Below are 13667 nucleotides of genomic sequence, written 5' to 3'. Positions count from 1 at the left end.
GCTATTAGAACAATGAGTTAGTTATAGATGTCTCAATGCATGTAGGAAAAGAAATGGAGAAGGTGAGAGCAATATGTGTGGTTTTGTTGGCTGTGTACATGAAAAAGCACAGAACTTTCAAGAAGAACAAAAAGAACTATTTGCAGGAATGAATCGTGTTATAACACATAGAGGTCCTGACGATGAAGGATATTATTATGATAACCACATTCAATTCGGTTTTCGCCGATTAAGTATTATCGATATTGAAAGTGGGCATCAGCCTTTAACATATGAAAATGAACGTTATTGGATAATCTTTAACGGAGAAGTATATAACTATTTAGAAATAAGAGAAGAGTTAGTGAAGGCTGGATTGACCTTCCAAACAAATTCAGATACAGAAGTAATTATTGCTTTATATAGCCATGAAAAGGAAAAAGCGGTTGAGAAATTGCGTGGAATGTTCTCTTTCATCATTTGGGATAAACAAGAAGAAACATTATACGGAGCACGCGATCCGTTTGGGATTAAACCATTCTTTTATTTTGATGACGGAGAGAAAACATACTTTGCTTCTGAGAAGAAAAGTATATCATTAGCATTAGAAAGTGATGTTATCGATTATCGTTCTCTACAACATTATTTAACCTATCAATTTGTTCCTGAGCCTTATACGATGTCAGAGGGAATTAAAAAGCTAGAACCAGGCCATTATTTTACCAAAAAAATTGGTGAACCTATGGAAATCAAACGCTATTGGAGAGCATCCTTTAAACCTGTTGTAAAGCAAGAGGACGAGTATACAAAAGAAATTAAAGATGTACTGTTTGATAGTGTGAAAATGCATATGAGAAGTGATGTTCCTGTTGGATCATTCCTTTCAGGAGGAATTGATTCATCCATTATTGCTAGTATTGCTAAGGAATTTCATCCAAACATTAAAACATTTTCTGTAGGATTTGAACATAATGGATTCAGTGAAATCGATGTAGCAAAAGAAACAGCTGATAAATTAGGATTAGAAAATATTAGTTATATTATTTCTCCGCAAGAATATATGAACGAAATTCCGAGAATTATGTGGCATATGGATGATCCTTTAGCGGATCCAGCTTGTGTACCCTTATATTTCGTAGCACGTGAAGCAAGAAAACATGTAACAGTTGTTCTATCTGGAGAAGGTGCAGATGAGTTATTCGGCGGATATAATATTTATCGGGAACCACAATCTCTTGAAGTGTTTAATAAAATTCCGAACGTCGGAAAAAAATTGTTGCGAGCTGTAGCAAATATTCTTCCAGAAGGCGTGAAAGGAAAAAGTTTCATTGAACGCGGAGTTACACCAATGGAAGAAAGATATATTGGAAACGCAAAAATGTTCTCTGAGTTGGAAAAAGAAAAACTACTTTCTGTCTATAACAATGGTTTGCATTATCGTGATATTACAAATCCATTATATGAAGAAAGCAGAGGATATGATCCTGTGGATCGTATGCAGTTTATTGACATTCATACGTGGATGCGTGGGGATATTTTATTAAAAGCGGATAAAATGACGATGGCTCATTCTCTAGAATTACGCGTACCATTTTTAGATAAAGAGGTCTTTAAAGTTGCTTCTAAAATTCCTACTTCCTTAAAAACAGCGGATGGTACAACAAAATATATTTTACGAAAAGCAGCAGAATCCTTTGTCCCAGAGCATGTACTAAATCGTAAAAAGCTAGGTTTCCCTGTTCCAATTCGTCATTGGTTAAAAGATGAAATGAATGAATGGGCGAAAAACATTATTAAAGAAAGTGATACAGATCACTTATTAAATAAATCAGTTGTTCTTCAGTTGCTAGAGGACCATTGTCAAGGTAAAGCAGACAATAGCCGTAAAATATGGACAGTATTGATGTTCATGGTTTGGCACAGTATTTATATTGAAAAAAAATATTCCTTCGAAAAGGAATATTTAAAAGAAGGAAAGGTAGCAATTAAGAATTAATCGTAATTGCTTGACTTCCCATTTGCACCCAGGATTCTTCAAAATCCTTTATGGGTGCTTTTTTGTTTTTTTCTCCTGTAAGTGGATCATTAAAGTAGATAGATGTTTCATCATAGCCAGTAATAAGAACCGAATGCTCTGAATAAGTTATTTTTACAGTTCCGCTTGGTGTATTCCATGTCCGAAATTGGCTCTCTGGTAACTTTTTGAATGTTGAATTTGTAATGACCCATACTGGTCGATTATTCGATAAATGATTTTTTATTTCTTCAAAATCAGATCCGGTGAAATCGACAATAGAGTCTGGTAAATATTTCTCCGCTAATGCAGCAATTGGTTTATGGTATACACCTAAACCTGGACCGTTTAATGAGTATATATCCCCAATAAATCCATCATTCGGATGTCCATAATAGATTTTACCGTTTGCTCTTGTATAGGGAGTAGTATCTTTTTTAATTTGTTTTGCTAGCGTCATTTTATCGACATCTACATCTACATATTGAAGCAGCATAGCAAGACTTGTTACCTCACAGCCTCGTGGAAGTTCAGGTAACTGGTTTATAATAGGAGCATCTAATAATACAGATTCTTTTATTAAATTTGTTTCCTCTTTTATGGATAAGAGGGCTTTTCGAGTATTTTGTGTGGCAAACTCCTTCGCATAAACAATTGCTTGATAGCCGTCTCTATTTATAAGTAGAAAACTAATTGCAATCATGGCGAATATCGTAAATAAATAGAGACTTTTTACAAAGATGCTTAGTTTATTTCTTACTAATAAATATAATAAGAAAAATAAAGTAATCAATGAAATTACTATTATTGTATTTGATTCCATTTAGTTATCACCTAATCAATTTCTTTATTAAATTATATCGGCTTGAAAAAAAGTTCTTTTAGAAAATATATAAATTGTCACAAAGTTTCCTTTCTTTTAGTTAATTTTGGAACTTTTAAGAAACGTTATCCATTCTTTCGTTCCTTTTCCCTATTTTTCGACAAAAGAAACCTTTTTTAGTATACCATTTATTTTGATAAATGATGAGGTTTGTATTATAAAGGTACATTTCTAAGTTATTTGCTATAATTAAAGTAACTTTGGATCATAATAAAAAAAGCTGATCTTCGTCTATTCGCATTTATTATTAATAAGTTATATTACAAATAAAATCTTTATTTTTTTCATAATTTGCTGGTTTGTTAAAGTTGAATAAAGCCAATTTAGATTTTTACATGGGATGGAGGAGCTTTTATGTGGAAATGGGAAGCTGAGGGAAACGCGAAAGCGGTCATTGTTATTGTTCATGGAGCAATGGAGCACCATGGTAGATATGGCTGGCTTATCGAAATGTTTCGGTTAGCTGGTTTTCATGTTGTAATGGGAGATCTTCCTGGACAGGGTATGACAACTAGATCTGATCGAGGACATATTGATTCATTTGATGAATATACAATAGAAATTAAAGACTGGATTCAAGCTGCCTATCAATTTGATCTGCCTATTTTTTTATTGGGGCATAGCATGGGGGGCCTTGCTTCTATTAGACTTCTCCAGCAGGAGAAATTAAAAATAGCAGGCTTGATTTTATCTTCACCATGCTTAGGGTTGATTAATTACCCCTCCAAGTTGATGAGTTTAGTATCACTTCTCTTGAATAAAGTGGCCCCAAAGCTAAGAGTTAATTCCGGTTTAACGATTGATATGGCAACTCGTAATGCAGAAGTAAGAGAAATTGATTCAAATGATACTTTATATATAACGAAAGTTTCTATCAGATGGTACCGTGAATTGATTAATGCAACAAAGAAAGCCTTTGAAGACATCGCCAATACGCAAGACTTGCCACTTTTGCTTATGCAAGGCGGCGGCGATTTAGTTGTAGATAAAAAAATGGTAAAAACCTGGTTCAATATGATACCATTATCTGAAAAGAGATATAAAGAATGGCCAGAGTTTTATCATGAAATTTTTAATGAACCAGAAAGAGATGAAGTTTTTGAATACACGAAGGATTTTATCAATAGTCAATTGAAAGCAATTGGTTATATTGTATAAGCGAGGTTTTTTATATGTCAGTTCCAAAGATGCCAATAACATTAATGTCAAAAGTTTACTTAAAGGTTTTTCCAGTTGTCCATCAAGAATTGAGCTATTGGGCGCAAAGAGCAGAGAGTATTCCTAATTTAGAATTAAGAAAACAAGCATTAGCAAGTATTGAGAATAAAACATTTCATTGTGAAGGTGGTTCCATCATGGCCCTAATTGCCATGAGCAAGTACAAAGAAGTGATTAAATTTATTGTAGCCTACCAAACGATAAGTGATTATTTAGATAATCTTTGTGATCGAAGCACTTCGCTTGATCCGAAAGATTTTTCTGCTTTACATGAATCAATGGAACACGCTTTAACTGTTGGAGCTAAACCAAGTAATTATTATCGTTATCGAGAGGATCAAGATGACGGAGGCTACTTATATGATTTAGCTAAGACATGCAGAGATACACTAGCAAAGCTACAGAATTACGGAAGCATTAAGGAACAGCTTTTAGAATTATGCCGCTACTACTGTGATTTACAGATACATAAACATGTGATAATGGAAGAACGAATTCCTCGATTGAAATTTTGGTTTGAAAAAAATAAAAATCATGTCCCTAAAATGGAGTGGTATGAATTTTCTGCTTGCTCTGGCTCGACTTTAGGAATTTTTTGCTTAGTCTCTTATGCATTTCGGGATGATTTTGATGATTCTTATCCAGCACTAATTCGAGATGGATATTTTCCTTATATCCAAGGACTACATATCTTACTAGACTATTTTATCGATCAAGAAGAGGATAAAATAGGTGGTGACTTAAACTTTTGTTTCTATTATAAAAATGAAGAGGAATTATTTAATCGTCTAAAGCATTTTGTAACAGAAGCCGATCGCCATACTAATAAACTTCCTCATCAAAAATTTCATAAACTGATTAACCGAGGTTTATTAGGCGTCTATTTATCTGACGAGAAGGTAAATAAGCAACGAAATATCCGCAAGCTTGCCAAAAACATGATTAGGACATCTGGTCCAATCGGCTATTTTTTCTATCTGAACGGAAGAGCTTATAGAAAGTTTCAAAAAGTAATACCGAGTGGAGCATTAAGAGCATTGAGCAAATAAAATAAGGGTGAGACATAAGTATTTCAACCCACAATATAACCCCGAACAATTATGCGTGCATATTAGGAAATATTCGTATAATTATTTGGGGGTTTTTATTTATTTTAAGAAAAAAGGGTTGTGGTAATCACCCGCAGACTGAATACACTTCGCTTTCCATGGGGCGAGCGCCAAGTCTCCTCGTTCCTGCGGGGTCTTGGACTTTCTCGCAGCTCCCATAGGAGTCTACGTGTATTCAGTCTGCTCTGTTTTTTTCTAGTAATTTTAGTTTGCTAAAAAACTAAATAAGCTTTAAAAAAGGAGTGAAATGGAACGGAGGATACTCGACTCCTGCGGGAAGCAGAGCAAAGCCTAAGCCCCCACAGGCTTTAGCCGAGGAGACTTAGGTTGCTCCCCGGCGCATCGTGTGTCTGTAGTGTAATGGAACGAATTGGTTTCACCACTGAATTAGAGATTGTTCGTCTTTATCCAATATATATTTTGTTTTGTCCCATCCTCATTTTGTTGCAGCGGGTATTGAGCTTCTTTCCACAAGTATGTCAGTAGTTTCATTCCATTTCATTTCATTTGAATTAATATTGTGACTATCTTTTCTCAATTGCGATAATAAAAGGCGGATTATTAATGCCGTTTATAAACTGATAACGAAGCACATGAGCTTCCTGTTGATTTATATTTTCAACATAGGTAATAAGTTTGTCCCGTTCAATAGCTCCCTCTGGATGGCCATGATAAATCACTAATACAATAATCCCTTCTTTAGACAGGATTTGAAGTAGCTGTTCGATTGCGGCAATAGTTGTTTCAGCCTTTGTGACAATCGACTTGTCTCCACCAGGTAAGTAGCCTAGATTAAAAACAGCTCCTGTGACTTTTCCGTGGTACTGAGAAGGAATCACATCCATTATATGCTCATGTCCGCACAAATGAAGAGAAGCAGCTTCTTGCAATGCTTGATTAATTAGCTTGTCCTTTGTCGCCAGTAAAGCAGCTTCTTGAATATCAAAGCTGAATACCTTTCCTTTGTTTCCAACAAGATTGGCTAAAAAAACGGTATCATGACCATTTCCCATTGTAGCATCAATTGCAATATCTCCTTTCGATATTGCTTTTTCCAATAATTGATGAGCAAATGGAATGACTCTGTCTAACTTCATTGTGTCACCTTCTTATTTGCCTGATAGAATTTACCTTGCCAGCTATTGCGGCTTTTTAATTCTGCATCAATTTTGTTTAATACTTCCCATTTATTTACACTCCACATTGGCCCCACCATTAATTCAATTGGTCCATCTCCAGTAATTCGGTGAATAATCATTTCTGGTGGTAATATTTCTAATTGATCGCAAACTAATGATATATATTGATCAAATGTTAAAAATTTCAGCAGGCCCTTTTCATATTGCTTGACCATTGGAGTTCCCTTTAATAAATGAAGCAAATGGATTTTAATTCCTTGTACGTCTAGCTCGCTAACGCTTTTGGCTGTTTCCATCATCATTTCGTTCGTTTCCATTGGTAAACCATTAATAATATGGGAGCAAATACGAATATTATGCTTTCTCAGCTTATTAACGCCTTCCACATATGTTTGAAAATCATGAGCCCGATTAATAAGGTTTGCGGTTTTTTCATGAACCGTCTGAAGACCTAGTTCTACCCATAAATAAGTACGTTCATTTAGTTCTGCTAAATACTCGACAACATCATCTGGTAAACAATCTGGGCGTGTTGCGATAGATAGACCAACAACATTTTCCTGCTTAAGCACCACTTCATATTTTTCGCGCAGTACATCAACAGGAGCATGAGTATTGGTGTACGCTTGAAAATAGGCCATATACTTTCCGTCTTTCCATTTCGTATGCATCTTGTTTTTTATATCATGGAATTGCTTTTCAAGGCTATCAACACGATTGCCAGCAAAATCGCCAGAACCAGCTGCACTGCAAAAAGTGCATCCTCCATGTGCTACAGTACCATCTCTATTCGGGCAATCAAAGCCGCCATCTAGGGCAATTTTGAAAACTTTGTGACCGAATTCATTTCGAAGATGATAATTCCATGTATGATATCTCTTATTATCAGAGGCAAATGGGAATGGGTTATTCTGATTCATATCAGTGTAACCTCCTAAGTAATTTTAATTCTTTTTTTGTCATTTCCACCTAAGCATTTTAACATGACTCAGTTCTTTATCCAACAGAATTTCTTCATCAGTTAAGAAAAGGAAGTAATAGGAGAGGAACAATAGACAGATACTACTTGTGAAGCAATCTGCTTCTAATTGAAAAGATTGTTGGGAGGTTATTATTTGGCTACTCGCGATTCCATGAACGACTTACTACAAAGATGTAATGATGTAATCAATTTTGCAGAACAGCAATATGAAGCAGCAAGACGTCAGGAACATTTTAATGATACGGAATATACGGATGCACAAATGCAATTAGAGAATATTTACAATGATTTGCACACGATGGATCGCAGTGCAAACCAGCAGCAAAGAGAAGAACTGCATCGCATGCGATTACTGATAGAGCAAATGCAAAATCAAATGACATTAAGACTGCATTAAGAGGGGGATTAAAATGGATAAACGTTCGAAGAAAAATAATCCAGAACAAAAAACACGTAATGGGATAAATAATCAGGATATAGAGCTGGGGAAAGATGTTGATCTAATTAAAGCCGCCAAAAAGAAATATGAGAATTCTGGAGGTCAACCAGCTAAATCCAAATCAAGACAAGAATAATTTATTAATAAAAAATGTCCCAACGGTATGAAGACTGTTGGGACATTTATATCAATTGGTTTTAGGCGTTAACTTAGAAGCTTCTTTTGTGGGATAATCATAGAAAAAGGCTGTAAACAAGCTAATTACAAGTAGCACGACTAATATAGGCACAAGCAAAGTCATACCACTGCTGTCAACAAGCATTCCCCCGACAAGTGGACCAATCATTCTTCCACCAGTTGCTGTACTGTTTACGATTCCTTGGAAAAAGCCTTCTTTCCCTTTAGGAGCCAGCTTATCAGCAATGGTCGGTACTGCTGGCCAAATAAGCATTTCTCCGATTGTTAAGATTATCATCGCCGCAAGAAAGCCAGTAAAGTATTCTGCTTTTCCTACAATAAGGAAGGAAACAATAAAAATACCGATTCCAATAAGCATTTGTTTCTTTATAGATGTACATACTTTTTTGGTGAAAAAAGAAATCAGCGGTTGGCCGAACACAATGAGACCACCATTAACAGCCCATAATAAACTATATTGTGTTAAAGGAATACCTAACTCCTGTGTATGGGTGGAAATGGTAGCTTGCCATTGAACATAGCAAATCCAGCACAATAAATATCCCAATCCTAAAATACCGAGTGAATACATAGCGGGACTGCCTTTTAACAAATGTCTTCCTTTTCTTTTAGAAACCGTACCAGTAGTAGAAGGAAGGACATCTGTTTTTACTTGAATGTTTTTATAACTAAAGAAGGCAATAAGGAAAAATACCCCATACATAAGGGTGTTGGACAAGAAGATTAATTGGAACGAATAAGAAGCGATAAATCCACCAATTGCTGATCCTAGTGCCACACCAACGTTTTGCGCAACATAAATACTATTAAAAGCTTTTCTTCCTCCCTCTGGCCAAACATTCCCTGCCATTGCGTACATGCTAGGATATATAATACCTGATCCAAAACCAGATAACGTAAAGAATGTACAATAAGCTTCCCAATTGTGGAAAAGAGTCAATCCTAGTAAAGAAAAGGCGGTTAAAGAGATCCCTAATAAGATGGATAGATATCCCCCTAATTTATCGTAAAGAATGCCTCCGATTAAATTACCGATAACACTTGCTCCAGAATTAAGCATAAGAATAAAACCTGCAACCGTAAGTGTTTTTCCTAAATGCTCATGAATGTATATACTATTTAAAGGCCAAAGTAAGGAAGATCCTGTAACGTTAACAGCCATTCCAATAACTAAAAGCCATAGAGAACGAGGCATAATAATGCTCCTTTTCAACTTTATTCTTAAATACCAAAATAAGTGTAGTTGCTTTTTAACAAACCTGCAATAGAATAGTATCCATTTTTTTAAAGGCGGAATTTTCTGATAGAAAAGCGCGATAAAAAGCGTTTTTGAAAGGTAAATTAGGATGAAAAGTCGATAATAATCATTTTAATATTTAATTTATTTGAAAAATAAGTATTTTTCTAATAAAGTAGTAATAACCCCAAAATTAAGCATGGAGAAAGGATAAAATAAATGACAAAAATATGTTTAATAAGGCATGGAGAAACAGATTGGAATGCACTGGGAAGGATTCAAGGAAAAACGGATATCCCATTAAATGAAAATGGAAAGAAGCAGGCAGAACAATGCCGTGACTATTTAAAGCATTCAGATTGGGATGTCATTGTTACAAGTCCTCTTAAAAGAGCAAAGCAAACAGCGTTAATTATAAATGAAGCTTTGCAACTAGAAGTGGTAGAAATGGATGAATTCATGGAGCGCAGTTTTGGCGATGCGGAAGGGAAAACAAGAGAAGAACGAGCGATTCTTTATCCAGATCATCACTATCCAAACCAGGAATCAAGAGAAGCCCTTGTCAAAAGACTAACTGGCGGCCTAGAAAAAATTCTTTGCCGGTTTCCAAACGAAAAAGTATTACTAGTTGCTCACGGTGCAGTTATCCATACATTATTAACCATAGTGTCAGAAGAATCTCTCAAAATAGAAAAATATTTATCAAATGCTTGTATTAGCAATATTCAGTATAAAGAGAAGCGCTGGGAAGTGAAAAATTACAACTTGGTCGATCATTTAGTGGAGATACATGAATAGGAATGATTGGAAGGGGATTTGATCAATGAGTGATTTTGGTGCATACATAGATAAAAATATTTCATTGAAACCAATGAAACGAGGAAACTTGGACGGGTTGACTTTCGCTGTAAAGGATGTTTTTGCTATTAAAGATTATCTTTCCTCGGCTGGGAATCCAGATTGGCTTTCTAGTTATCCTCCTGCTAAAGAAACAGCACCTGTGATTACTAGCTTGCTGAATAATGGTGCCCGGCTGCAAGGTATAACAATCACAGATGAATTGATGTATAGTTTAAATGGAGAAAATTTTCATTACGGAACTCCAGTTAATCCTAAGGCCCCTAATAGAATTCCAGGTGGATCCTCCAGTGGTTCAGCTGTAACAGTTGCTGCAAAACGGACAGATTTCTCTTTAGGGACAGATACAGGAGGATCGATAAGAATTCCATCTTCTTATTGTGGAATTTATGGAATCCGCCCTTCCCATGGAGCAGTGAATATAGAAGGAGTAATCCCTCTTGCAAAAAGCTTTGATACCGTTGGATGGATGGCAAATGACGCAGAAATTCTAAATGAAGTTGGAAAAGTGCTTTTGCCTGCCCAAAGAGACGGCTCTTTTACGAGATTTATCATGGGAAGTGATGCATGGGCATTGGCAGACCAAGAAGTTCATAAAGCCTTTGCTCCTTTATTGGAGAAATTAAAACAGTCGGTACCTAATTATACAACAACGGTTATAGCAGAAGAAGGTCTGCAAGAGTGGTCTGAGGTCTTTAGAATGCTACAGGGCAAAGAAATTTGGCAGGAGCATGGAGAATGGATTCAAAAAGTAAAGCCTACGTTTGGGCCAGGCATAGCAGAAAGATTTAAGTGGGCGAGTACAATAAAAGACGAAGATTTAGCACCATATCATCAGTTGAGACGTAAAATTCAGCAAAGAATGGAAGAACTGCTTAAAGATGACGCAGTTTTGATCATTCCTACAGCTCCAGGAATCGCACCTCTTTTAAATCTACCTGTTTATGAATTAGAAGAAAGAAGAAAGCAAACCTTTCAGTTGTGCTGTATTGCAGGATTAACGGGTTTCCCCCAAGTGAACATACCATTAACTACAAGCAATGGAGTACCAGTAGGTCTTTCTCTTATAGCTAGTAGAAATCAAGATAGAAATTTACTTCGATTAGTAGCTGAGTGGGTAAAGAAATGGTAATGATATAACCTTAAAGGAAATATAGGCATATCTATAGAGGAAGCAGATAACCTAGTTATTTACAAATTTTTATTCAAGCTTAGCGAATTTTTGGTAATCTATTTGAAGCAGTTCTGAAACTATAAAAACAAAAAAGGGCGAGGAATTCTTTTTTGGGGGCAGGCATTTTAGGGAACACTGCTGTAGACGCACGAAGTAAATTCATAAAAAGTATGGTACTGAAATGATTACTGATTCTCATATGCAGGCAATGTCTGCAACAACGCTAACCAAATAGAAAATTACTATTAGTATCTCAGTAAGTGGCAGTACCAAAGATACTATTGATGCTTTAAATATTGCCAAAAACAATGAGGTTAAAATTATATATTACGCACATTAACATTCTCCCATTACAAAGATTTCAGACTGTTGTTTTATTAACAGGCGGTAGAGAAACTGCATTTCAAGACGGTTTCATGTCGGCAAGTTATGCAATGGGGTTGCACATCGGTTAAAAGAAATAGCATTAAAATATAGAGAAGCTACTGCAAAAGCAGTGGTTGATAAAGCATACTAATATATTCAAGAGAGGAGTAATTTGATGATTGAGAAACTAAAGGGAGGTTTAATCGTTTCTTGCCAAGCATTGGATTCTGAGCCATTACATGGTTCAGAATTTATGGCTGCAATGGCGCTTGCTGCAAAAATAGGGGGAGCTGTAGGAATCAGAGCAAACGGTTACTCGGATATCAAAAGAATTAAAGAGAAAGTAGATTTACCTATTATAGGGATTCTAAAAAAACATTATCCAGGCTATGATGCATTTATTACCACAACTAAGGCAGATGCACAGCTTGTGGCTGATGCGGGCGCCGACATTATTGCGATAGATGCAACCGACCGTTCAAGGGCAGAAGATCTACAGGAATTAATTGATTTTATAAAGGATAACCTTAACAAAAAAGTTATGGCGGATGTTTCCACTCTAGAGGAAGGTATACGTGCAGAGACTATGGGTTGCGATTTCGTTGGTACTACCCTAGCTGGATATACAGTGAAAACGCAACATTTGAAAAATGGTCCAGCCTTTGAATTATTAGATAATCTTGTTAAAGCAGTAAACGTTCCTATCATAGCTGAGGGGAGAATTGAAACCCCAGAAGATGCCAGAAAGGCATTAGAGCTTGGTGCTTTTTTTGTTGTAGTAGGTGGAGCAATTACACGTCCTCAGGAAATAACTAAACGATTTGTAAAGGGTATGAACAGCTAAGAAATATATATAAGGTGTCTTGTCGTGATTTAAGATAGACAATCAATTATAAAAGGAGCTGATTCAAATGAAAAGAATTCCACTTAGTATGGTGATAAAAGATTTGTCGCATATTCCTCAATACCCGCTTCCAGCTGAATTTCGAATTAGGTTATTTGAAAAAGGTGATGAACATCATTGGGCATTTGTGGAGGCGAGTGTAGATGAATTTGAAAGCGAAGAAGCTGCTTTAGCGCATTTTTATAAAGAATTTGGACCATATATTGATGAAATGACAAATAGATGCTTGTTCATCGAGAATAAAAATGGAGAAGTGATTGGAACAACAACGGCATGGTATGGTGACTTAAAAGGAGATGGAGAAATAACAGGAAGAATTCATTGGGTAGGAATTGTCCCTGCATATCAAGGACAGAAACTCTCCAAACCTTTACTAAGTGCGGCGATGAATATCTTGGCTAAATATCACTCAAAAGCATACCTTACATCGCAAACAACAAGTTACCAAGCGGTTAATATGTACTTAAACTATGGGTTTAAGCCGTTTATCACTGCTCCGAGCTGTCATGAAGCTTGGTCCTTATTAGAGGATACTTTAGAGCGAAAAATATTAAAGTGAGCCAATGTCAAAATTTAAGTAGCTATATTTGGATCTGATTAATCCGTATTTTGGAAAATTTAACGGTTGCTTTCCACTAAAAATGCTCAAGTAGTCTTTAATTGTAAACTAAACTATTGAAATAGGTAAGGAGTTAGCTGCAATAAGAATAATATATGTGATTAAATTGTGAAAGCAATGGAAATAATGAAAACAAGTTGAGAATTGGCGTTATTAGTGTAGGTCAAATGGGTACCTATCATGCTGAAATTGAAAAAAGCTCCCACAAGTAGAATTTGTTGCTTTGTGTGAATACAATGACAAAAGAAGAAGCTGAGGTTAGAGAAATATTTGGTTACAAGGTTTATAAAGAGTGTAAACACTTGTTAGACAGATATTGATTAGTATGTATCGATTCTTAAAGAGCGGCTGATTCGATTGAACGTTCTAGTAACGAAGGTCAAAGGTGGGTTTTCATTGAAAATGAAAATGGCAAAATTCTAATGAATGTTTGACTATAATTAAGTTGCAAAACGACTAATTTGATTTCTCTTATTAATATGTACTTAATCTGAAAACTACTTGCAACATACATTAAAATACAATACAATAAAAAACATATATAAGTA

13 protein-coding genes and 1 other annotated feature (1 of these 14 only partly in view) are annotated in these 13667 nt (G+C 35.6%); of the genes, 9 read left to right on the top strand and 4 right to left on the bottom strand.

Going from position 1 to position 13667, the window contains the following annotated elements; translation table 11 throughout:
• Positions 1–73 precede the first annotated feature (73 nt).
• A complete protein-coding gene (gene asnB, locus C2I06_RS11950) occupies positions 74–1975 on the top strand; it encodes an asparagine synthase (glutamine-hydrolyzing) (protein ID WP_095332502.1) in 1902 nt (633 codons plus the stop codon).
• Here the strand turns inward: asnB and C2I06_RS11945 are convergent.
• On the bottom strand, positions 1965–2816 hold the full coding sequence (locus C2I06_RS11945; RefSeq protein ID WP_095332500.1) for a C39 family peptidase: 852 nt from the start codon (positions 2814–2816) through the stop codon (positions 1965–1967). The genes asnB and C2I06_RS11945 overlap by 11 nt on opposite strands.
• Positions 2817–3230: 414 nt before the next feature.
• Here C2I06_RS11945 and C2I06_RS11940 point away from each other — a divergent pair, with 414 nt between their 5' ends.
• Both C2I06_RS11940 and C2I06_RS11935 read left to right on the top strand, forming a co-directional pair.
• Complete coding sequence (locus tag C2I06_RS11940) at positions 3231–4034, top strand: alpha/beta hydrolase (protein ID WP_047944530.1); 804 nt, start codon at positions 3231–3233, stop codon at positions 4032–4034.
• Between the two features lie 14 nt (positions 4035–4048).
• Positions 4049–5143, top strand: a complete 1095-nt coding sequence (locus C2I06_RS11935) for a tetraprenyl-beta-curcumene synthase family protein (protein ID WP_095332498.1) — start codon at positions 4049–4051, stop codon at positions 5141–5143.
• Between the two features lie 584 nt (positions 5144–5727).
• Here C2I06_RS11935 and mnmM read toward each other — a convergent pair.
• A complete protein-coding gene (mnmM, locus tag C2I06_RS11930) occupies positions 5728–6300 on the bottom strand; it encodes a tRNA 5-(aminomethyl)-2-thiouridylate-methyltransferase MnmM (protein ID WP_095332496.1) in 573 nt (190 codons plus the stop codon).
• On the bottom strand, positions 6297–7262 hold the full coding sequence (gene mnmL, locus C2I06_RS11925; protein WP_095332494.1) for a tRNA modification radical SAM protein MnmL/YtqA: 966 nt from the start codon (positions 7260–7262) through the stop codon (positions 6297–6299). The genes mnmM and mnmL overlap by 4 nt, the downstream gene beginning before the upstream one ends.
• Before the next feature lie 195 nt (positions 7263–7457).
• On the opposite strand from mnmL, the gene C2I06_RS11920 reads away from it, so the two are divergent.
• On the top strand, positions 7458–7721 hold the full coding sequence (locus C2I06_RS11920) for a YtzC family protein (protein ID WP_123258100.1): 264 nt from the start codon (positions 7458–7460) through the stop codon (positions 7719–7721).
• 13 nt (positions 7722–7734) lie between these two features.
• Positions 7735–7899: a glycogen biosynthesis protein GlgD gene (locus C2I06_RS11915; RefSeq protein ID WP_095332492.1), complete on the top strand. Its 165-nt coding sequence runs from the start codon at positions 7735–7737 to the stop codon at positions 7897–7899.
• 51 nt (positions 7900–7950) lie between these two features.
• Here the strand turns inward: C2I06_RS11915 and C2I06_RS11910 are convergent, their stop codons facing one another.
• A complete protein-coding gene (locus tag C2I06_RS11910) occupies positions 7951–9156 on the bottom strand; it encodes an MDR family MFS transporter (RefSeq protein WP_123258099.1) in 1206 nt (401 codons plus the stop codon).
• A 261-nt stretch (positions 9157–9417) separates the two neighbouring features.
• On the opposite strand from C2I06_RS11910, the gene C2I06_RS11905 reads away from it, so the two are divergent.
• The 4 genes from C2I06_RS11905 (at position 9418) to C2I06_RS11890 (ending at position 13059) form a co-directional block, all read left to right on the top strand.
• A complete protein-coding gene (locus C2I06_RS11905; RefSeq protein WP_095332489.1) occupies positions 9418–9996 on the top strand; it encodes a histidine phosphatase family protein in 579 nt (192 codons plus the stop codon).
• 25 nt (positions 9997–10021) lie between these two features.
• Complete coding sequence (locus C2I06_RS11900; RefSeq protein WP_123258098.1) at positions 10022–11188, top strand: amidase; 1167 nt, start codon at positions 10022–10024, stop codon at positions 11186–11188.
• 583 nt (positions 11189–11771) lie between these two features.
• Complete coding sequence (locus C2I06_RS11895) at positions 11772–12440, top strand: N-acetylmannosamine-6-phosphate 2-epimerase (protein WP_123258097.1); 669 nt, start codon at positions 11772–11774, stop codon at positions 12438–12440.
• Between the two features lie 67 nt (positions 12441–12507).
• Entirely contained in the window at positions 12508–13059 is a 552-nt protein-coding gene (locus C2I06_RS11890) for a GNAT family N-acetyltransferase (protein ID WP_123258096.1), read from the top strand.
• A gap of 606 nt (positions 13060–13665) precedes the next feature.
• Positions 13666–13667 (top strand) — a binding site (T-box leader); it runs 223 nt beyond the window's last position.

The organism is Niallia circulans, assembly GCF_003726095.1.
GTDB classification, from domain to species: Bacteria; Bacillota; Bacilli; order Bacillales; family Cytobacillaceae; genus Niallia; species Niallia circulans_A.
This window is presented reverse-complemented; position numbering and strand designations above follow the sequence as displayed.

What these genes read in the sequence shown, in the direction of transcription:
- C2I06_RS11900 (WP_123258098.1), top strand. Translation starts at nt 10,022, where the DNA reads ATGAGTGATTTTGGTGCATACATAGATAAAAATATTTCATTGAAACCA.
- C2I06_RS11895 (WP_123258097.1), top strand. Translation starts at nt 11,772, where the DNA reads ATGATTGAGAAACTAAAGGGAGGTTTAATCGTTTCTTGCCAAGCATTG.
- C2I06_RS11905 (WP_095332489.1), top strand. Translation starts at nt 9,418, where the DNA reads ATGACAAAAATATGTTTAATAAGGCATGGAGAAACAGATTGGAATGCA.
- C2I06_RS11910 (WP_123258099.1), bottom strand. Translation starts at nt 9,156, where the DNA reads ATGCCTCGTTCTCTATGGCTTTTAGTTATTGGAATGGCTGTTAACGTT.
- mnmM (WP_095332496.1), bottom strand. Translation starts at nt 6,300, where the DNA reads ATGAAGTTAGACAGAGTCATTCCATTTGCTCATCAATTATTGGAAAAA.
- mnmL (WP_095332494.1), bottom strand. Translation starts at nt 7,262, where the DNA reads ATGAATCAGAATAACCCATTCCCATTTGCCTCTGATAATAAGAGATAT.
- C2I06_RS11935 (WP_095332498.1), top strand. Translation starts at nt 4,049, where the DNA reads ATGTCAGTTCCAAAGATGCCAATAACATTAATGTCAAAAGTTTACTTA.
- asnB (WP_095332502.1), top strand. Translation starts at nt 74, where the DNA reads ATGTGTGGTTTTGTTGGCTGTGTACATGAAAAAGCACAGAACTTTCAA.
- C2I06_RS11890 (WP_123258096.1), top strand. Translation starts at nt 12,508, where the DNA reads ATGAAAAGAATTCCACTTAGTATGGTGATAAAAGATTTGTCGCATATT.
- C2I06_RS11940 (WP_047944530.1), top strand. Translation starts at nt 3,231, where the DNA reads ATGTGGAAATGGGAAGCTGAGGGAAACGCGAAAGCGGTCATTGTTATT.
- C2I06_RS11945 (WP_095332500.1), bottom strand. Translation starts at nt 2,816, where the DNA reads ATGGAATCAAATACAATAATAGTAATTTCATTGATTACTTTATTTTTC.
- C2I06_RS11915 (WP_095332492.1), top strand. Translation starts at nt 7,735, where the DNA reads ATGGATAAACGTTCGAAGAAAAATAATCCAGAACAAAAAACACGTAAT.